The following is a 20,345-nucleotide window of genomic DNA, read 5'->3' as shown; positions in this document are numbered from 1 at the left end:
GTGTTCAGCTTGCCCCACTCATCGCCCCGCGACCTTCCGTTCACCCCCGGCGAGACCGCCATCCTGTTCGTCGACATGCAGAACGCCTGGGTCATTCCCGGCCGCGATGCGCACGTCGATCCGACGACGCACCGCTACTTCTACGACCGCGTCGAGGCGAGCGTGATCCCCAACCAGCAGCGCCTGCTGGCGGCCATGCGCAAGGTCGGCGGCGAGGTGCTGCACACCATCATCGAGAGCCTCACCGCCGATGGCCGCGACCGCTCGCTGGACCACAAGCTTTCCGACATGCACCTGCCCAAGGGCAGTCCGGACGCGCAGGTGATCGACGCCCTGGCGCCGTTGGAGAACGAGATCGTGCTGCCGAAGACGTCCTCGGGCGTCTTCAACTCCACCGCCATCGACTACGTGCTGCGCAACCTCAACACCCGCCACCTGATCATCTGCGGCGTGGTCACCGACCAGTGCGTGGACATGGCCGTGCGCGACGCCGCTGACCGCGGCTATCTCGTCACCCTGGTGGAAGACGCCTGCGCCACCCACACCGCCGAGCGCCACCAGGCCTGCCTGGAAGCGATCAAGGGCTACTGCTGGATCGCCGACACCGACACGGTGCTGGCCCGCATCGCCGCGCTGGCCTGAGGCCGGGAGAACGCCATGAGTCAGAACAATAACAATCCTGCTCCGATGCGCCTGACCAGCTTCGTCACCACCGACCTCTGCGGCATCACCCGCGGCCGTTCGCTTCCCGAATCGGATGTCGCCGAACAATTGGCCACCGGCTGCGGCTGGGTGCCCGCCAACAGCGCGCTGACGCCGCAGGATATCATTGCCGACGACAACCCCTGGGGCAGCCATGGCGATCTGCGCCTGCTGCCCGACCCGAGCAGCCGGGTGCGTCTTGAAAACGGCCCGGACTCCCAGGCCGCGCCGCTGGATTACCTGCACGGCGACCTGGTGACGACCACTGGTGCGCCCTGGCCGGTTTGCCCGCGCACGCTGCTGCGCGAAGAGATCGCCCGCTACCACGAGCTGGACCTGCAGGTCACCGCCGCCTTCGAACACGAATTCAACCTGCTCGGCCTGCCGGACGAACACGCCGCCGCCTTCTCCCTGCAGGCCCAGCGGCAGACCGGCAACTTCGGTGGCTGGCTGATGAGCGCGCTGGAGCAGATTGGCGCCGAGCCGGAAATGTTCCTGCCCGAGTACGGTCGCAACCAGTACGAAGTCACCTGCCGGCCGACCCAGGGCGTCGCCGCTGCCGACCGCGCGGTGAACGTCCGCGAAGTCACCCGTGAGATCGCTCGGCAGTTCGGCTGGCGCAGCAGCTTCACGCCGCTGCTGGCCCCCGGCGCCGTGACCAACGGCGTGCACCTGCACCTGAGCCTGCAACGGCTGGATGGCACCCCGGTGTTCTACGACGAGGCCGCGCCGAGCAACCTGTCGAAGCTCGCCGAGCACTGGGCCGCTGGTGTATTGCGCCACCTGCCGGCGCTGTGTGCGCTCACCGCGCCGACGGCGGTTTCCTACCTGCGGCTGAAGCCGCATCACTGGAGCGCCGCCTATGCCTGTCTGGGCCTGCGCAACCGCGAAGCAGCGCTGCGCATCTGCCCGGTGGTGGAGATCGGCGGCAAGCCCAAGGCGCGCCAGTTCAACCTGGAGTTCCGCCCGATGGACGCCACCGCCAGCCCGCACCTGGCCATGGCCGCCGTGCTGATCGCCGGGCGCCTGGGCATGCAGCAGGAACTGCCGCTGTCGGCGGTCACCGATGTCGATCCGCACAGCCTCAGCGATGCGCAGCGCGCCGAGCTGGGAATCCAGTCTCTGCCCGGTTCGCTGGAAGAGGCCCAGCGCCTGCTGCTCGCCGATAGCGAACTGTGCGCCCAGCTGCCGCCGGCCCTGCTGCAGACCTATGTCTCCATGAAGCGCCAGGAGCAGGCCCTGACCCGTGAACTCAGCGAAGAACAACTCTGTGAATCCTATGCAAAGTTCTACTGAATCCGGCCTCTACCGGCGCCCGCCGTACGAGATCGTCAACCCGCAGGGCAGGAGCCCGGTGCTGCTGGTCTGCGAGCACGCCAGCCGCTACATCCCCGAGGAGCTGGCGCAGCTGGGCCTGGACGACACGGCGGCTGCCGAGCACATCGCCTGGGACATTGGCGCGCTGGACCTGGCCCGCGAACTGTCGGCGCGCCTGGACGCCACGTTGCTGGTGGCCAACTACTCGCGCCTGCTGATCGACCTCAACCGCCCGCTGTCCGCTCCCGATGCGATTCCCGAGCACAGCGAGATCTACCCGATCCCCGGCAATCGCAACCTGGGCGCGACTGACCGGCAGGAGAGGGTGGCTTGCCTGTTCGAGCCCTTCCACCGACAACTGGCAGCGCTGCTCGACGAGCGTCTGGGCGCCGGTCGGCCAACCCGGCTGGTCGGCGTGCACAGCTTCACCCCGAGCTATCGCGGCGAAGCTCGCCCCTGGGTCGCCGGGGTGCTCTACGCCAAGGCCGAAGCTTATGCCGGGCGCATGGTGGCGGGGCTGCGCGAGAGCGGGGAGGAGATCGGCGCCAACCAACCCTATGTGATCGACCCGCTGGAGGACATGACTGTCCCGGTGCACGGCGACGAGCGCGGCGTGGATGCCGTGCTGATCGAAATCCGCAATGACGGACTGCGGACCCCGCAAGGGGTGGAAGCCTGGGCGACACGCCTGGCTCCCTGGCTCTGAGGACCCCAACCCGGCTGGCCCCGTTCGACTGGCCGGGCAGGTTCTGAAAACAACAACAATTCAGCGCATGAGCGCCGAACCCTAAAAGCTGCCGTTCCCAGAGGAAGTGCCCCGTGGCTATCGAACAGTTCGGATACAAGCAACAACTCCGCCGCAGCCTGACGCTCGGCGACCTGGTGATCTACGGGATGATCTTCATGATCCCGATCGCCCCCTTCGGCGTGTACGGCTGGGTCCACGCCGACGCCCACGGCATGGTGCCGATGGCCTACCTGGTGGGCATGGTGGCGATGCTCTTCACCGCGCTGAGCTATGGCGCGATGTCCCGTGCCTTTCCCATCGCAGGCTCGGTGTACTCCTACGCCCAGCGCGGCATCCACCCCAACGTCGGCTTCATCGCCGGCTGGGTCCTGCTGCTGGACTACCTGCTGATCCCGCCGCTGCTCTACGTGTTCAGCGCGCTGGCGCTGAACCACCTGTTCCCGGCCATCCCGAAGCTTGCGTTCATGCTGGTCTTCCTGGTGTCCGCCACGCTCATCAACCTGCGCGGCATCACCCTGGCGGCTCGCTTCAACCTGCTGTTCCTGATTGCCGAGCTGGCGGTGCTGGCGATCTTCCTGGCGGTGGGCTACCACGCGCTGGAGGGCGGACTCGGTAACGGCCGCCTGACCCTGGAACCGTTGCTGCAGCCGGAGCATTTCAACCTCGGCCTGGTGATGAAGGCGGTGTCCATCGCGGTGCTGTCGTTCCTCGGTTTCGATGCGATCTCCACCCTCGCCGAAGAGGTCAAGGGCGACCCGGCCAAGCAGATCGGCCGCGCCTCGCTGATTGCGCTGTTCGTCATGGGCGGCATCTTCATCGTGCAGACCTGGCTGGCCACCGACCTGGCCGCCGGCATGACCTTCAAGTCGGCGGACACTGCCTTCTACGAGATCGCCGAAGCCGCCGGCGGCAGCTGGCTCTCCACGCTGACGGCGGTGGCCACCGCGCTGGCCTGGGGCGTGACCGTGTCGATCACCTCGCAAGCCGCCGTTTCGCGCCTGCTGTACTCCATGGCCCGCGACGGCAAGCTGCCGCGCGTGCTGGCCAAGGTGCACCCGAAATACCAGACCCCGCACATCAGCCTGTACCTGGTAGGGGTGCTGTCGCTGGGCATCGGTATCTACTTCCTCGACTCGCCCGACGTGCTGACCTCGCTGGTCAACTTCGGCGCGCTGACCGGGTTCTGCCTGCTGCACATCGCGGTGATCAACCACTACTTCATCCGCCAGAAGACCGGCCAGATTTTCCGCCATCTGCTGTTCCCGCTCATCGGCCTGGTGATCATCGCCTACGTGCTGATCAGCATGAGCCGTGAGGCACAGGAACTGGGCGCGGGCTGGATCGCCATCGGCCTGGTGTACCTGGCGGTGCTGAGCCGCCGTGGCAAGGGCAGCGAACTGGCCCGCGAAATCTGAAGGGGTGCGCCGTGCTGTCGCAGACGACACGGCGCGCTTTGACAGACGGCGGGACGTGCCCCATAAAGATCCGGGTCGGTGCGAGGCAGTCCCTCCACCGGCCCTTTTCGCCGGAGCAGGGAAGCCGGCAGGACTCACGAACCATCGCGAAGCATCATGAGCAGGAAAGATCAGGACAGCGCCACGCCCTTCACCCTGGACCGCATCGACGAGGAGATCATCCGTATCCTCCGTCACCAGGGCCGCATCACCTACGGCAAGCTGTCCGCCCTGGTCCATCTCACCCCGCGCCCCTGCCAGGAGCGCGTCCGCAAGCTGGAGCGGCACGGCATCATCCGTGGCTACGGCGCTGTCATCGATGAGCAGAAGGTTTCCGCCGGACTGTCACTGCTGGTGCTGGTCGCGCTGTCCAACCAGAGTGGCCGCAGCGCGCAGAAGGCCTTCGAGGCCCGCGTCATCGCCTGTCCGGAAGTGCTGCACTGCCAGTTGATCAGCGGGACCTTCGACTACAGCGTGCGCATGCGTTGCCGGGACATGGAACACTACCGCACGCTGACCGAAACCTGGCTGAACGACGAGAGCCTGCACATCGACAAGCTGGTCGCCCACCCCGAGCTGACGACCATCAAGGAGTCGGCCAGCTAGCGCTGCCGCTTCGCTGTTTTCCTCCCTTTTCTGACCACGCTGCAGGCCTGCAGACGGCCGCTCCGTGCACAGCCGAATCGGCTGTCAGGGCTCCCCAATACAGCCGTATCGGCCGGCACAGGCCCGCATAACAGCCGGGTTTTCTCCGGGGGCGGTGGGAAAATCGTAGCGCCCCTCTCCCGAAGTGCAGACCTGATCCAGGGCCTCTGCGACGTTGTTGTGCCCGCTGTTCGAGGCATGCTGGAGCGGGGCGGTGCCGTTCGAAAACACCGACAGAAAAGTCCAATCACAACAATCGGAGGTCCCACCATGACCCGCTTCGTCGACGTCCCCACGATGTCCCAACTGGTCCAGCAGATCGGTGTCGCCCGCTTCATCGGCGAACTCGCCGACACCATCGCCGAGGACTTCGTGCGCTGGGAGTCCTTCGACAAATCCGCCCGCGTCGCCAACCACTCCGATATCGGCGTCATCGAGCTGATGCCGGTGTCCGACACCGCCCGCTATGCCTTCAAGTACGTCAACGGCCACCCGCAGAACACCCAGCGCGGGCTGTTCACCGTCATGGCCTTCGGCGTGCTGGCCGATGTCGAGACGGGCTACCCGGTGCTGTTGTCCGAGCTGACCGTGGCGACCGCGCTGCGCACCTGTGCCACTTCGCTGATGGCCGCCCGCGCACTGGCCCGCCCGAACTCGCGACGCATGGCGCTGATCGGCAACGGCGCGCAGAGCGAGTTCCAGGCCCTGGCGTTCCATCACCACCTGGGAATCGAGGAAATTGCCGTCTACGACATCGACCCGCAGGCCACTGACAAGCTGATCCGCAACCTCTCGGACTTCCCCAGCCTGAAGATCATTCGCGCCCGTTCCACGGCAGAGGCAGTGCGCGGTGCCGACATCGTCACCACGGTGACGGCGGACAAAGCCTACGCGACCATCCTCACCCCGGAGATGATCGAGCCGGGCATGCACATCAACGGCGTGGGCGGTGACTGCCCGGGCAAGACCGAGCTGCACGCCGACGTGCTGCGCGGCGGCAAGGTGTTCGTCGAGTACGAGCCGCAATCGCGCGTCGAGGGCGAGATCCAGCAGATGCCGGCGGACTTCCCGGTGACCGACCTGTGGCGCGTGCTGGCCGGCCAGGTCGCCGGGCGCGACAGCGCCGAGCAGGTGACCATCTTCGACTCGGTCGGCTTCGCCCTCGAGGACTACTCCGCGCTGCGCTACGTGAATGAACAGGCCAGCCGCCTGGAGCTTGGCGAGCGCATCGACCTGGTGCCGTGGAGCGAGGACGAGGACAACGATCCCAAGGACCTGTTCCGCTATACCCGCTCCGGCAAGGCGCGCAAGGGGTTGCGGCGCATCGCCTGACGCTCAGCGCGCCTCGTCGGGAATCGCCAGCGGCGGCCGGCTGAGGTCGCTGGCGCTCTGCGTGGTGGCGGCGACGCGGGCCTTGAGCCATTGGCTGAAGGCCTTCACTACCGCGCGTTTGGCCTTTACCGGGTCGGTCACCAGGAAGTAGCCCCGGCTGGACTGGATGGTGATGTCGAACGGGCGCACCAGCAGGCCGCGGGCGAGGGCGTCGCCACTGAGCAGGTTGTCGCCGATCGCCACGCCCTGGGCGGCAATGCACGCAGCGATGGTGCAGGGTGCGTCGGCGAACAGCACGCCGGAGCGGTGATCGATGGCGCTCGCGCCCACCGCGCCGAGCCACAGGCGCCAGTCGGCGAAATCGTTCATGTGCAGCAGCGTGTAGTGCGCCAGGTCCGCCGGCTGCTGCAGGCCGCCGCGCGAGTGAATCAGGCGCGGGCTGCACACCGGGAAGAAGTGCAGCGCCACCAGTTGCTCCACCGTCTGGTTCGGCCAGTCGCCGCTGCCGTAGGCGATGAACAGGTCGGCGTCACTGGCGCTGGTGTCCTGCGGTACACGCGGCGTCACCACGTGCAATTGCACCTGCGGATACTGTGCGAGGAAGTCGCCCAGATGCTGGCACAGCCAGTAGGTGGCGAAGCCGGGGTTGCAGCTCACGCACAACGGCCCGCTGACCTGCTGCTCGTCGAAGCTGCTACCGGCCAACTGCACCTCCGCGAGGATGCGCCGCACGTCGCGGGCATATCTTTCCCCTCGATAGGTCAGGCGGATGCCGCGCCCGGTGCGCTCGGTGAGGGTGAAACCGAGGCGCTCCTCCAGCGTGGCGAGGCGATGGCTGACCGCGCTGCGGGTGAGGTTCAGCTCTTGCGCAGCGGCGGACACGCTGCCCAGCCGGGCCACGGCATCCAGTGCCCGCAGGGCGGTCATCGAGGGAAAGTGCATGGAGGATCCCATTTTCGATTGGTGAAACTATCCGGACATCGGGTGGCGAAATCCTGCGCTTGTTGCAAATTCCGCTTCACCAATACTAGGCCACACGACAACAACAACAGGCAACGATGAGGAAGCCGTCATGTCGAAATTCAAGGCCTACGTCCAGCAGTGGATCGACGACCACCGCCAGCAATTGTCCGACTGGCATCAGGTGATCTGGCATTTCGCCGAGCCGGCGTTCCGCGAGTACAAGTCCTGCGCCTGGTACGTGGAGCTGCTGCGCCGCGAAGGCTTCACGGTGGAAGAGGGCAGCGGCGGCATGCCCACCGCCTTCGTCGCCACCTTCAGCAACGGCGATGGCAGCGAAGGCGACGGACCGATCCTCGCCACCTACGCCGAATACGACGCCGTGCCCGGCAACTGCCAGGCGGCGGCGCCCCGGCCGATCCCGCGCGAGGGCCTCTCGAAGTACGCGCCGGGCCATACCGACCCGCATTCGGCGCTGGGCATCAGCGCCCTGGGCGGCGTGCTGGCGGCCAAGGCGGCGATGCTGGAGTTCGGCATTGCCGGGACGATCAAGTTCTTCGGCGAACCGGCAGAAAAGCTGCGCGCCTCCAAGCCTGTGCACGCCGCCAAGGGCTACTACGACGATCTCGACGCGGCCGTCAGCTTCCACCCCACCTACATGCTGCCGCTGAACAACACCACCACCTGGGACACCCACTGCGGCATCGCCTACTCGTACATCTACACCTTCACCTGCGAAGACCCGCAGAACTGGATCGCCGCCGACCGCTACAGCCCGATCCCGCAGAACCACCTGGCCGCTCGTGCTCCTGGCGCGAATGATGCGCTGGTGCACTTCTACACGCTGAACGAGAGCCTGCGCCGCTCGACCCTGCCGTTCACCGGGTTGTGGAGCTTCAACGAGGCCATCCTCACCGCCGGGCAGGCCACCGCCGACAACCTGCCGCCGCACATCTCGCAGATCCAGTACCTGCTGCGCTGCGACTCCCTTGAACAGGCCGAGACCATCTCCACGGTGATGGACAACAATGCTGCCGCCGCGGCCATGGCCACTGGCTGCCAGTGGAAGAAGACCTGGGTCTGCAAGTCCCGTGGCGGGCTGGCCAACCACGCGCTGGCCCAGGCCTGCTATGACAACCTCGCCGCCATTGGCGCGCCGTGCTGGGGAGAGGAGGCCATCGTTGTGGCCCGGGAAATCCAGACCAATCTCGGGCTGGAGGCGATGGATGAGCCTTTCCTGCCGGCCACCCAGGCGCTGATCGAACCCCGGGAATGCGAGCGGCAGATGCGCCTGCAGATGCCGGCCTGGCAGAAGTACCTGACCTCCGACGATTACCCCGAGTACACCTGGCACTGTCCGACCGTGCGCCTCTACGTGGCCCGGCCGATGCTCAGCGCGCCGGCTGGCTTCACCTACCCGGACTGGGTCTCTAACGCCCTGGGCGGCATCCGCGAGACCATCGACCCGATGATTGAGGTGGCGTCGAAGACCATCGGCAGCACGCTGATCGAACTGTTCACCGATGCCGGTCTGCTGGCCGAGGCGACCCGCGAATTCAACGAGCGTACTGGCGGCGGCATCGGCGGCGAACAATGGCAGGCTCCGCTGCTGCCGAAGGACTTCAAGGTCCCGCACCGATTCCGCTGGCCGGAGTACATCCGCACGGTGCGCGGCGAGGAGTGGTGGATTCCGGCGCGGGACGACGAGTGATCAAGGCTCTTTCGCGCGCGTGACGGCGTCGGTGGGAATTGTGAACGTAGGATGGGTGGAGCGCAGCGATACCCATCGATCATGGCCTGCGAAACAGCATGGGTATCGCAGGCTCCACCCATCCTACGGTCGTGCTCCCTCGTGCCTTGCCGTGGCGCCTACAAGCCGCGCTTGAGCCAGCGCACCAGCGCCGTGCCGATTTCCACGGTACGCGAGCGCGACGGGCAGCCCGGCGTGGACAGCAGTTGCGGCAGCAGGAAGCCCACTTCCGCCTCGCTCGGCCCGCACAAGCCCGGCGCGGTCGATTCGACGAACTCCTCGTCCCACCGTGGGAAGCGTTCGCTTCCGCTTTCGAAGGATTGCAGTGCGTTCATGATCGGTTCTCCTCCCTAGAGGTCCAGCACCAGCGGTTGCACGCCGCCATCGTCCTGCGCCGGGATGGCGCAGCAGATCAGTGCGCTGCCGGCTTTGGGCATTTCCGCCGGCGGGTTGGGGTAGTGCACCTGGCCGCTGACGATCTTCGTCCGGCAGGTGCCGCAGGAACCGCCCCGGCAACTGAAGTCGGGCGTCAGCCCGCGGGCTTCGGCCAGTTCCAGCAGCGTGCCACTGTCGGGTTTCCAGCGCGCCTCCTTGGCGGAGCCGGCGAAGTACACCGGCACCGGCTCGGTGGCGGCGGGCGGCTGCACCAGCACCGGCGTCTGACCGTCGCCCCGGCGCTTGAGCGTCGACGGACCGAAGGTTTCGGCGTGGATGCGCGTATCGGCAATGTTCAGGTCACGCAGGCCGTCATAGATCGCCTGGGTAAATTCGCCGGGACCGCACAGGTAGAAGTCGTAATCATCGAACGGCAGCCGAGCCTTGATCGCTTCGATGTCCAGGCGCCCGACCAGCTCGAAGTCCCGACCCGGATTGGCTCCCGCCTCGGGGCGACTGAGCGCGCGATGGACCTGCAGTTGCGGCGCACGCTGGCGCAGCTCGGTGATCTCGCGCTGGAACGGCAACTGGCCCAGCGTCCGCGCGGACTGGAACAGGTGAACGCGCCGCGCAGGGCCCGCCACCAGTTCGCGCAGCATCGACAGCAGCGGGGTGATGCCCACGCCCGCGCCGATCAACACCACTGGGCGCGCGCTGTCGCTTTTCAGGGTGAAGCTGCCCATGGGCGCGCGGACCTGCAGGTGATCGCCGGCACCCATCTGTTCATGCAGATGCCGGGATGCCGGGCCCTGCGCCTTCACACTGATGCGCAGTTCGCCGTCCGACGGCGCGCTGGAAAGGCTGTAGGTGCGGATCAGCGTCTGCCCGCCGACCGCCAGGCGCACGGGCAGGTGTTGCCCCGGCGCAAAGTTCACGGCGACGCCGGCCGGCGCTTGCAGGTAGAACGAGCGGATGTCCTCGCTTTCCGGTTCCACGCGCAGTATCTGCCAGTCCTGCCACTGTTGGCGCTGCTCGCGTTCCCGCAGCTTGGCGTCGGCCTCGGCCCAGGTGCCGGTCATCAGGCTGGTGGGCGAGTATTCGCGGAAGCTCCAGCGCAGCGCCAGGGCGCCGCGGCGTAGAACAACGTGTTGCACGTCCAGTGTCCAAAGCCGCTCGGCGCCTTCGAAGGCGGTCAGCAGCGGGCTGTCGAAGAGGATCTCGGTGCGGCCGTGAACCTGCAGCACATCGCCGCTGGCGAAGTCGACGAAGAGCAGCCCGGCCTGCGGGTTGGCCTGCAGGTTGCCCAGGGTGTTGAAGTGCAGGTTGCCCGCGTAGTCGGGGATGGTCAGGCGGTTGCCTTCGACCCGCACGAAGCCAGGGCGGCCGCCACGGTGGGAGACATCTACCGAGCGATCACCGTCTTCATGCTGCACGTAACTGGCGACGAAGAAGGTGTCGGCGTTGCGGATGATGGCGGCCAGCTCGTCGTTCAGCGCGCTGAAGTCCTCACGGGGGGCGCGCTGGCTGTAGCGCTGTTCGTCGCGGCTCCAATCGCGTTTCTGGATGTACTGCGGGCAGTTGCCGAAGGAGTGCTCGACGGCCACCGTCAGCATGCCGCCGTCGACCTCGCTGAGGACGCCATTCATGCGGTTGCGCCGGCGGGTGTGCAGTTCGATGCCCAGCAGGCCGATCGCGTGGCCGGCTTGAAGTCCGCTGGCGGCGGGGTCCTGTCTGTCCGGTACGCTGTCGAGGAGCAGGCTTTTCGGGTCGGGCGAGGTGACGAAGCCTTCTGCGCCTTCGAGCAGGGTCGCCCAGGGCCGGCCCTGGTCATCCACGGCACCGGCGATGATGAAGGGCAACTGGTGGTAGAACTCGCGGTGCTGGTCGGGCATGTGGTCGCGGATGACTCGCTGGCCATGGACTTCCATGCGCTCGGCGACGCCGACACGTTCCTGGATTGCCTTCTCGCCGGCGTGCCAGGGGGAGGTACGGTGTTTGGGCAACTGGAACATGACAACCACCTCGCAGAAGGTGCCGCCGGGTCAGCCCCGGCGGCGAGGGTTGCATCAGGCTTGCAGGCCGATGGCGGTGCGCTGCATCGGCACGAAGTGCGGCAGGGCCTCCACGCGGGCCAGCCAGGCGCGCAGGTTGGGGTAGTCCTGCAGGGAGACGTTGCCCTCCGGTGCATGGGAAATGTAGGCGTAGTTGGACACGTCGGCGATGGTCGCTTCGGTGCCGGCCAGGAAGGGCGTCCGGGCCAGTTCGCCTTCCATCACCTGGAACAGGGCATGGGCGCGGGTGGCGACTTCCTCGGCGTTGAACCTGGCGCCGAACACCGTGATCAATCGTGCGGCGGCAGGACCGAAGGCGACTTGCCCGGCGGCCACCGACAGCCAGCGCTGCACACGGGCGGCGCCCAGCGGGTCTTCCGGCAGCCAGCGACCGTTGCCGTACTTTTTCGCCAAGTAGACCAGGATGGCGTTGGAGTCGGCGACGATGACGCCTTCGTCATCGATCACCGGCACCTGGCCGAAGGGATTCAGGGCGAGGAAGTCCGGGTGCTTGTGCGCGCCCTTGGCGAGGTCCACCGAGATCAGCTCGGTGGGCAGTTGCAGCAGCGAGAGCATCAGCTCGATGCGGTGGGCGTGTCCGGACAGCGGGTGGCGGTAGAGCTTGATCATGGCGGTGACTCCGTTGGCTTGAGTGGGGTAGGCAGCGCGAGTCGGGCCGTGGCGGGTTGCTCGAGCTGATGGGTGAATGCTGCGCTCGATGCGTGTTGCGCAGAATCGCCAGGGTGGGCAATCCAGCGTTTCAGAATGCGGAAGAATGGGGCGCAGGGCTGCCAGCGGGTGCAGCGGTGACTCCGGGCCCGCAGCGGCGCTGTTCGCGAGCAAGCTCGCTCCTACAAGGACGCACCGGAGTTGACCTGTAGGAGCGAGCTTGCTCGCGAACCGCCCAGAGCGCAGAAAAGGGAGAGGGCGCTGTTGGGCGCCGCGTGCTTCAGCCGCGCAACGCCGGATGCGCCCGCAGACGCGGCACCACGAAATCGAGGAAGGTGCGCACGCGCGCCGCCGCACGGCGGCCTTCGCGGTAGATCAGCTGCACCGGCAGGCCGGGCGCGGCATAGTCCTGCAACACGACCTGCAGCTGCCCGCTGCTCAACTCGGCATAGGCCTCGTGACTCAGGCAGCGGGTCAGCCCGAGTCCGAGGCTGGCGGCGTGGATCGCCGCGCGGGCGGTGCTGCACGCCAGACGCGGCGCCAGGCGCACCGAGCGCGGCGCGCCCTGGTGGCGGAAGCGCCATTCGCTGATCGCACCCTGGCTGCCGGAAACGATGATGCGGTGCGCCTTTAGGTCTTCCGGCGCCTGCGGCACGCCATGGCGCGCAAGATAGTCAGGCGATGCGCAGATGACCGGCCGCACCGTACCCACTGGCAGGGCGAAGCCGGAAGAGTCGGGCAGGGCACCTATCACCAGGGCCACGTCGATGCCGTCTTCCAGCAGACGTGGCAGGTCCTCCCGGTGCCGGCTGAGCAGACGCATGTCGGGAAAGGCGGTCAGGTAATCCAGGGCGATGGGCGCGAAGATGCGGTCGGACATCAGCAACGGTAGCGTCAGCTCCAGCTGCCCGGCCGGGTGCGCCTGCAAGCCGCCCAGCGAACCTTCGGCCTCGTCGATACCCTGGAGAATCTGCCGGCAGCTGGCGGCGAAGGCTTCGCCGCTGGTGCTCAATTCGACTCCGCGCGGGCTGCGCAGCAGCAGCTCACAGTGCAGGCGCGACTCCAGCGCAGCCACCAGGCGCATCACCGTCGCGGTGGACAGCTCCAGCCGTCGAGCGCCTGCGGCGAGGCTGCCGGAGCGCGCCACGGCGTCGAACGCCTGCATTTCCCGGTAGCGGCTCACGGCTGCAGGGCTTGCAGAGCCGGGTCGGCGCGCAGGCGTTCCGCGCAGTGCGAGACGAAGCTGCGCACCTTCGCCGGCAGCCGTGCGCCATCCTGGTAAAGCAGGTGGATCGGCAGTGGCTCCGTGGCGAACTCGTCAAGGACGATTTCCAGCTCGCCACGCGCCACGGCTTCGGCCGCCTGGTACGACAGCACGCGGGTGTAGCCCCCGCCCAGCCGCGCGGCGTGTATCGCTGCATTGTTCGAGCTGACCACGAAGCGTGACGGTGGGCGCAAGGTCAGCGGCCCATCGGGGGTGACGAACCGCCAGTCGGTGAGCAGCACGCTGGTAGCAGCCATTACCACCGGTGCGTCGAGCAGGTCGTTGGGGTGCTTCGGTCGGCCATGGCGATCGAGGAAGGCCGGGGCGGCGCAGACCACCGGGCGGATTTCGCCGACCTCCACAGCCGTCAGGCTGCCCTCGGGCAACTGACCGATGCGCACGGCGACGTCGATCCCCTCATCGAGCATGTTCACCACGCGGTCCACCAGCAGCGCGTTGACCGTCACCTCGGCGTGGGTGTCCAGGTAGCTGGTGATCAGCGGGATCAGGTACAGCTCGCCAAACAGCACCGGGGCGGTCACCGTCAGGTTGCCGCGCGGCCGCAGGGCACTGCCTGAGGCCAGCTCCTCGGCTTCTTCCAGCTCCTGGAGGATGCGCCGACAATCTTCGACGTAGCGCTGGCCGGCTTCGGTCAGGCGCACGCTGCGGGTGCTGCGCGCCAGCAGCAGGGTGCCCAGACGTTGTTCCAGGGCGGCGATGGCGCGGGTCACGCTGGGTGGCGACAGGCCCAGCTGCCTGGCGCCAGCGGCAAAGCTGCCGGCTTCGGCCACGGCCAGCAGCACTGTCATTTCCTGAAACCTGTCCATGGATCACCGTTGTCGCCTGGAGCGGATCGCCAGACTGTAGAGGGAAGCGGCGCAGGATTGAAGTGTCGGCGGCTTGCGGGCGACATCGGCGTGCTTGCCAGCGCCGCATGGCTTGACCGCGCCCCGGCCACTCCGGCACAAGCGCTGCAGGCGCCCGCAGCGAGGCCGCCACCGCCCGCGAGCATTTCTCCATGACCAGCAAGACCACGGCCACCGCGTTGGCCGCTGCCAACAACCCGCGCCTGGGCATCGCCCTGTGCCTGCTGTCGATGCTCATCTTTGCCTGCCAGGACGGCATCACCAAGGTGCTGGTCCGCCACCTGCCGGTGGCCGAACTGGTGATGGTGCGCTACTGGGTGTTCGTCCTGTTCGCGCTCGTAGTCTGTCGCTCCCAGGGCGGCGTGCGCGCGGCCAGTCGCAGCGCCAGCCCCTGGCGGCAGGTGGTCCGCTCGTTGCTGGGTGTGGGCGAGATCGCCGTCTTCGGCCTGGCCCTGCGTTACCTCGGGCTGGCCGAGACCCACGCGCTCTATGCGGTCTTTCCGCTGATGACGCTCGGCCTGGCGCGGGTGTTCCTCGGCGAGCGCATGGTCGGCCGGCAATGGCTGGCGGCGGCGGTGGGCTTCGGCGGCACGCTGCTGATCCTGCGTCCCGGCATGGGCGTGTTCGAACCTGCGGCGCTGATCCCGCTGGCGGCGGCACTGACCTTCGCCTTCTTCAACATTCTCTCGCGGCGCATCAGCCAGACCGACTCCTTCGCCACCACCACGCTCTACATGGCGCTGGTCGGCGCTGTGGCGGCCACCTCCGCGGGGCTCCCTGCCTGGGTCACTCCGACGCCCCACGAGGCGATGCTGATGTCGATCGTCGCGGTCTCCGGGGTGATCGCCCAGCTGCTGCTGATCCAGGCGTTGAAGTACGCCCAGGCCTCGACGCTGCAGCCATTCAACTACTCGCTGCTGGCCTTTGCCACGCTGATCGGCCTTATCGTCTTCGGCGAGACGCCGACCCTCTGGACCATCATTGGCGCGCTGCTGATCCTGCTGGCGGGGTTGTATTCGATCAGGCCGAAGGCTCTGTAGGAGCAACTGACTTCTTCAGGTCAGTCCGTGCCTGCGTTATCCCCTCTCCCTAACCCTCTCCCTGAAGGGAGAGGGGACTGGTGCGGAGCAGGAGAAAACCACAGCGTCAGCCGGTACGGACAGCTCCCTCGCCCTTCAGGGAGAGGGCTGGGGAGAGGGTAAGCCTCGTGGATGATTCACAGACTACGTAGAAGCGGGCTTGCCTTGTGCTGCGGGAGCGGCCGGTTCGCTCATGCCGAGCCGCCGATAGACACCATGGTGCAATGTCCGCCCTGGCGACGCCCGTGGTGTCATTCCTGCCACGGGTAGCCCGGCCATCGCTCCGGGAACCCCGCAGCCCGAACGTGCGATGCACGCTCATCCCACCCAGGCGAACCCGTCGAATCGCGAGGTCTCCATGCTCCTACCCCTGTGCACCTGGTCCGAAATCGAGCAGTTCCTTGGCCGCAGCCGGACGATCGTCATTCCCATCGGTTCGAACGAGCAGCACGGCCCCATCGGCCTGCTGGGGACCGACTGGATGTGCCCGGAAATCATCGCCCACGAAGCGCAGAAGTCGGCGGACATCCTCATCGCGCCGACTTTCAACATCGGCATGGCGCAGCATCACCTGGGCTTCCCTGGCACCATCACGCTACGCCCCTCGACCTTTATCGCGGCTATCTGCGACTGGGTGAATTCCCTGGCCGCCCACGGTTTCGAAAAGATCCTCTTCCTCAATGGCCACGGCGGCAACGTCGCTTCCATCGAAGCCGCCTTCTCCGAGCTCTACGCCCAGGCGAGTTTCGCCCGACGCCCGGCCGGGTTCGCCCTGAAACTGTGCAACTGGTGGGACCTGGAAGGCGTCGGCGAGCTGGCCAACCGGCAGTTCCCGAAAGGCCATGGCATCCATGCAACGCCTTCGGAGATCGCCGTCACCCAGTGGGCCTATCCGCAGCACATCAAGTCGGCCGAGTACTCGCCGGCCATCGCCAACTGGGGCCCTATCCGAGAGGCAGCGGACTTCCGCGCGCGCCATCCGGATGGCCGCATGGGCTCCGACCCTGGCCTCGCCACGCCGGAGAAGGGGCGCGAGCTGGTGATGCTGGCCGCCCAGGGGCTGGTACAGGCGGTCGAGGCCTTCAGCACCGAGCCCTCGCCTTACTGAGCATCATCGGCCGTCATCCGACCCACCGGAAACCCGAGCCTCGCTCGGGTTTCTGCTTTTCGCGGACGCCGCCGGAAGATCAGCTAACAAGAGCTAACAGCAGATAACTCGCCCGATTGCACCGGCCTTGCCACTCTGGCAACCGGGTGTCATTGGCTAATCAGGGAGGCCTCCATGACCCAGCATGATGGCTGCATGAATCTGGCGGGGCGGCGCAGCAATGCGGAATTCGGCGCGTTGATCCTCGGCTCCGGCGAGCCCGACGAGGCAGCATTGCGTCAGCTCTACATGGCCGTGTTGCCGCTGCTCATCGCCTTCTTCGAGGGCCAGGCGCAGGCCGGCCGTATCGGTCAGCAGGACATGGGCGAGCTGCTTCGCGCCACCCTGCGGCAGGTGGACCGACAGCGCTGCAGCTACGACCCGGCCTTTCCCTTTCGTGCCTGGTTGCTGGAGCTGGCGCGGCATGAGCTGAGTGCCTGCCGCCGAGAGGCACCGGCCGAAGTACCCGTGATGCGTGAAGCGCAGAAACCGGCGCGGCGCAGGCGTACCGCCGCTGCCCACTGAATCCAGTTTTCCAGGAAGTACCGATGCAGTCGATCGAGAAGGTTCTCTACACCGCCCGTGTCCATACCCGTGGCGGTCGTGACGGTGAAGCACGCAGTGATGATGGTCGGTTGCAGGTTCGGCTGACGCCACCCGGCGCACCGGGGGAGGGCAGCAACCCCGAGCAGTTGTTCGCCGCCGGCTGGTCGGCCTGTTTCATCGGCGCGCTGCGCCACGCCGCCAATGCGCGCAAGCAGGAGTTCCCGGCGGACACGGCGGTGGACGCCGAGGTGGAGCTGATGCACGGTGAAAACGGTTTCTTCCTGCGCGCGCACCTGGCGATCCACTTGCCGGGCCTGGACCCCGAGCTTGCGCAGCGGCTGGTGGACGCCGCGCAGCAGAGCTGCCCCTACTCGAAAGCGCTGCGCGGCAATGTCGCCGTCACCCTGAGCCTGTGCTGATCAGCCAGTGCCGCTGGCCACTGGGCGTGACAGCCCGCATAAAAGGTCACGCAAAGGCTTGATCGCGTGCTCGAAACTCCTATCCTGCTAGGACTTGCGGGCCAGTCTCGCGCCCACTCCCCTTGCCGGAAGAGACGCCCCGTGGAGTCCGCAGCGGACGATCCGTCCTCCTCATTGAAAACGCCGGTCGAATTCGGTCCGTTCCGGGTCGTGCCCGGCAAGCGCCTGCTTACCCGAGATGCACAGCCGATGGACATCGGCGGGCGTGCCTTCGACCTGCTGCTTGCCTTGCTGGAAAAGCCCGGCCGTGTGCTCTCCAAGCGTGAGCTGCTCAAGCGCGTGTGGCCCGACATGGTGGTGGAAGAGGGCAGCCTGCGCTTCCACATGACCGGCCTGCGCCGCGCCTTGGGCGACGGCGAAGACGGCGCGCGCTACATCGCCACCCAGGTGGGTGTCGGCTATGCCTTCGTCGCACCGGTAAGCCATGGTAGCGAAGCCTCGCCGGCAGTGCTGCCGGTGGCGAGCATGGGCGAGGGCGTCGGCAGCTTGCCACCGCGGCTGAAACTGATCGGCCGCGAGGCCGATGTGCAGATGATCCTGCAGCGCCTGCGCGAGCCGCGCTTGTTCACCATCGTTGGCACAGGCGGTGTGGGCAAGACCAGCCTGGCCAATGAGGTGGGCCACCGCCTGGCCGCCGAACGCCGGCAGGCCGTGCGCTTCATCGACCTGGCGCAGGTCGAGGATGAGCAACTGGTGGCTTCGGCGCTGGCCGCCTCGCTGGGCGTGCCGGTGCAGGCCGAGGACCCGCTGGCAGTGCTGCTGGCGCACCTCAAAGGGCAGGAGCTGCTGCTGATCGTCGACAACTGCGAACACGTGGTGGACGTGGTGTCGGCACTGGCCGAGCGCATTCGCGACGCCGCTCCCGGCGTCGGCCTGCTTGCGACCAGCCGCGAGCCGCTGCGCGCGCGGGACGAAGAGGCGCATTGGCTGGGCCCGCTGGACTTTCCCGAAGACCCGCAGGGCTTGCCGGTCGAAACCTTGCTGGAGTTCCCGGCCGTACGGCTGTTCGTCGAGCGCGCCGAAGCCGCCAATGCCTCGCTGCACCTGCAGGACGGCGACCCGGGCCTGATTGCCGACATGTGCCGGCGCCTGGGTGGTATGGCCTTGCCCATCGAATTGGCAGCGGTACGGGTGGCGGTCCATGGGGTGAAGGCGACCCATGCGCTGCTAGGGGAGCGGTTTTCCCTGGGCTGGGCCGGTCGGCGCACGGCACAGCCGCGTCACCAGACATTGCGCGCGATGCTGGACTGGAGCTACGGGCTGTTGTCCGGGAACGAGCGGCTGGTGTTCGACCGTCTTTCGGTCTTCGTCGGGCCCTTCTCCCAGGAGGCGGCCGCGCAGGTTGTTGCCGACGCGCGGATCGACGCGCTGGAAGCAGCCGCCATCCTCGATGAACTGACGGCCAAGGGGCTCGTGGCGGTGGACCGCAGCGAGGCCGCCACGGCCTACCGTTTGCTGGAGATGACCCGCGCCTTTGCCCGCGAAAAAGCGGCTTCCCACGGCCATGAGGAGGCGCATGCCCTGGCCTTCCGTCACGCCGCCTATTACCTGTGGCTGCTGGAGCAGCTGGGTAGCCAGCCCGAAGTGATCTACGAGGGCTGCACCCGGCTGGCCAGCCAGCTGGGCAACGTGCGCAGCGCACTGGAGTGGAGCTTCGGCCCGCAGGGCGACCCCGGTCTGGCGCTACCGCTGGCGGCAGCCAGTGCGCCGCTGTTCCTGCACTATTCGCTGCAGGTGGAGTGCCGCACCTGGTGCGCGCGGGCCACCGAACTGCTGGAGCTGGGCTACTTCGGCACGCCCACGGAAATGGAACTGCAAGCGGCCCTCGGGCTGGTGCTGATGTTCACCCGCGGCAACAGCGAGGCAGCTGGCAAGGCCCTGCTGCGTGCGCTGGAAATAGCCGTGGCGCTGGGCGACCACTGGGCCGAGTTGCGGGTGCTGGGGCGCCTGCAGATCTTCTACGAACGCATCGGCGACTTCGCCTCGTCATTGGCCTGGGCGGAACGCGCGGTGCTGGTCGGCGACACCCTGGGCGAGCCAGAAGCGGTGGCGGTGGCTGCCTCGCTCGCCGGCATATCCCATCACCTGCTGGGCGACCAGGAGCGGGCGCGCGAGGAGCTGGAGAAGTCCCTGCGCAACAGCCTGCCCTCGGAGCGCAGCCGCACGCTGCACTACGGCTTCGACCACCACAACCGCACCGGGCTGGCCCTGGCGCGCACGCTCTGGCTGCTCGGTTGCGCCGACCAGTCGCGGCGCTGGGCGGACCAGGTGGAGGCCGAGGCAGCGGAGCTCAATCATCCGGCTACCCATTGCATCGCCCTGGTGTGGACGCTGTGCATCCATATCTGGACCGGCGAACTGGACAAGGCCGAGCGCAGCCTGGCGACCTTCAGCCGCATCGCCGAGGCCAACGCCTTCGCGCCTTATCAGGCCGCGACGCCAGGGTTGCGTGCGGCCATCGCGATTCGCCGCGAGCAGCCCGGCGATGCCGTGCGGCAGCTGGAAGAAAGCCTCACGCGCCTGCACGGCATGCGTTACGAATTGCTGACCACGTCGTTCGAGATCGCCCTGGCCGAGGGCCTTGTCCTCGCCGGCGACTATCGCCGCGCGCTGCATGTGGCACAGCGTTGCATCGCGCATTGCCGCAGCAGTGGCGATGCCTATGCGTTGCCGGAGTTGATGCGTATCGAAGCGCAGGTCATCGGTGCGCTGGGCGAGGAGGGGGACCAGATGGTGGAGCGCGTTCTGCAGGAATCGCTGGCGATGGCGCGTGAACAGGGTGCGCGTGCCTGGGTGTTGCGTTCGAGCCTGGACCTGGCGCGGCTGCGGGCGAAGCAGGGGCAACAGAGCGAGGCGCTGGCGCTGCTGGAGGCCTGCCAACTGGATGAGGGTTCCGATACGCTGGATGTCCGCCAGCTGAAAGCGTTGCGCCGAGCCTTGAGCGAGAGCGCCTGAGTCGAA

General features: G+C 67.3%; 18 protein-coding genes. 12 read left to right on the top strand and 6 right to left on the bottom strand.

The features are described 5' to 3' along the window. The 6 genes from FAS41_RS07850 to FAS41_RS07825 all read left to right on the top strand — a co-directional run bounded on the left by FAS41_RS07850 (position 1) and on the right by FAS41_RS07825 (position 6,198). A complete protein-coding gene (locus FAS41_RS07850; protein ID WP_138521036.1) occupies positions 1-642 on the top strand; it encodes a cysteine hydrolase family protein in 642 nt (213 codons plus the stop codon). Positions 643-657: 15 nt separating this feature from the next. Next, complete coding sequence (locus tag FAS41_RS07845) at positions 658-1,998, top strand: glutamine synthetase family protein (RefSeq protein ID WP_138521035.1); 1,341 nt, start codon at positions 658-660, stop codon at positions 1,996-1,998. Next, positions 1,982-2,725 carry an N-formylglutamate amidohydrolase gene (locus FAS41_RS07840; RefSeq protein ID WP_138521034.1) on the top strand — a complete coding sequence of 248 codons (744 nt, stop codon included), beginning with the start codon at positions 1,982-1,984 and terminating at the stop codon, positions 2,723-2,725. Before FAS41_RS07845 ends, FAS41_RS07840 begins: the two co-directional genes overlap by 17 nt. Positions 2,726-2,838: 113 nt before the next feature. Next, the gene (locus tag FAS41_RS07835) at positions 2,839-4,182 is read left to right on the top strand and encodes an APC family permease (protein WP_138521033.1); all 1,344 of its coding nucleotides are present in this window, start codon (positions 2,839-2,841) and stop codon (positions 4,180-4,182) included. 156 nt (positions 4,183-4,338) lie between these two features. Then, complete coding sequence (locus tag FAS41_RS07830; protein WP_138521032.1) at positions 4,339-4,827, top strand: Lrp/AsnC family transcriptional regulator; 489 nt, start codon at positions 4,339-4,341, stop codon at positions 4,825-4,827. A gap of 309 nt (positions 4,828-5,136) precedes the next feature. Further along, entirely contained in the window at positions 5,137-6,198 is a 1,062-nt protein-coding gene (locus tag FAS41_RS07825) for an ornithine cyclodeaminase (RefSeq protein ID WP_138521031.1), read from the top strand. 3 nt (positions 6,199-6,201) lie between these two features. Here the strand turns inward: FAS41_RS07825 and FAS41_RS07820 are convergent, their stop codons facing one another. Continuing rightward, entirely contained in the window at positions 6,202-7,140 is a 939-nt protein-coding gene (locus FAS41_RS07820) for a LysR substrate-binding domain-containing protein (RefSeq protein WP_138521030.1), read from the bottom strand. Positions 7,141-7,270: 130 nt separating this feature from the next. On the opposite strand from FAS41_RS07820, the gene FAS41_RS07815 reads away from it, so the two are divergent. Beyond that, positions 7,271-8,869, top strand: a complete 1,599-nt coding sequence (locus FAS41_RS07815; protein WP_138521029.1) for a zinc-binding metallopeptidase family protein — start codon at positions 7,271-7,273, stop codon at positions 8,867-8,869. A 158-nt stretch (positions 8,870-9,027) separates the two neighbouring features. Here FAS41_RS07815 and FAS41_RS07810 read toward each other — a convergent pair whose 3' ends face one another. The 5 genes from FAS41_RS07810 to FAS41_RS07790 form a co-directional block, all read right to left on the bottom strand. Then, positions 9,028-9,243 carry a hypothetical protein gene (locus FAS41_RS07810; RefSeq protein WP_138521028.1) on the bottom strand — a complete coding sequence of 72 codons (216 nt, stop codon included), beginning with the start codon at positions 9,241-9,243 and terminating at the stop codon, positions 9,028-9,030. Positions 9,244-9,258: 15 nt separating this feature from the next. Then, positions 9,259-11,295 (bottom strand): pyridoxamine 5'-phosphate oxidase family protein, encoded by a 2,037-nt coding sequence (locus FAS41_RS07805; RefSeq protein WP_138521027.1) that lies wholly within the window; start codon positions 11,293-11,295, stop codon positions 9,259-9,261. A gap of 54 nt (positions 11,296-11,349) precedes the next feature. Continuing rightward, a complete protein-coding gene (locus FAS41_RS07800) occupies positions 11,350-11,964 on the bottom strand; it encodes a glutathione S-transferase family protein (RefSeq protein ID WP_138521026.1) in 615 nt (204 codons plus the stop codon). 319 nt (positions 11,965-12,283) lie between these two features. After that, the gene (locus FAS41_RS07795; protein ID WP_177421676.1) at positions 12,284-13,186 is read right to left on the bottom strand and encodes a LysR family transcriptional regulator; all 903 of its coding nucleotides are present in this window, start codon (positions 13,184-13,186) and stop codon (positions 12,284-12,286) included. Beyond that, positions 13,183-14,094 carry a LysR family transcriptional regulator gene (locus FAS41_RS07790; protein ID WP_138521025.1) on the bottom strand — a complete coding sequence of 304 codons (912 nt, stop codon included), beginning with the start codon at positions 14,092-14,094 and terminating at the stop codon, positions 13,183-13,185. The genes FAS41_RS07795 and FAS41_RS07790 overlap by 4 nt, the downstream gene beginning before the upstream one ends. Positions 14,095-14,285: 191 nt before the next feature. On the opposite strand from FAS41_RS07790, the gene FAS41_RS07785 reads away from it, so the two are divergent. The 5 genes from FAS41_RS07785 (at position 14,286) to FAS41_RS07765 (ending at position 20,339) form a co-directional block, all read left to right on the top strand. Beyond that, positions 14,286-15,173: a DMT family transporter gene (locus tag FAS41_RS07785; RefSeq protein ID WP_138521024.1), complete on the top strand. Its 888-nt coding sequence runs from the start codon at positions 14,286-14,288 to the stop codon at positions 15,171-15,173. 397 nt (positions 15,174-15,570) lie between these two features. Then, entirely contained in the window at positions 15,571-16,320 is a 750-nt protein-coding gene (locus FAS41_RS07780; protein ID WP_138521023.1) for a creatininase family protein, read from the top strand. A gap of 174 nt (positions 16,321-16,494) precedes the next feature. Beyond that, a complete protein-coding gene (locus FAS41_RS07775; RefSeq protein ID WP_138521022.1) occupies positions 16,495-16,884 on the top strand; it encodes a hypothetical protein in 390 nt (129 codons plus the stop codon). A 23-nt stretch (positions 16,885-16,907) separates the two neighbouring features. Beyond that, the gene (locus FAS41_RS07770; protein ID WP_138521021.1) at positions 16,908-17,324 is read left to right on the top strand and encodes an organic hydroperoxide resistance protein; all 417 of its coding nucleotides are present in this window, start codon (positions 16,908-16,910) and stop codon (positions 17,322-17,324) included. Between the two features lie 141 nt (positions 17,325-17,465). Next, positions 17,466-20,339 (top strand): ATP-binding protein, encoded by a 2,874-nt coding sequence (locus FAS41_RS07765; RefSeq protein ID WP_138521020.1) that lies wholly within the window; start codon positions 17,466-17,468, stop codon positions 20,337-20,339. The last annotated feature ends 6 nt before the right edge of the window (positions 20,340-20,345 follow it).

It is taken from the genome of Pseudomonas nicosulfuronedens, assembly GCF_005877905.1.
Taxonomy (GTDB): Bacteria; Pseudomonadota; Gammaproteobacteria; order Pseudomonadales; family Pseudomonadaceae; genus Pseudomonas; species Pseudomonas nicosulfuronedens.
Note: the sequence above shows the minus strand (reverse complement) of the source record. Positions and strands in the feature narration are given on the sequence as shown.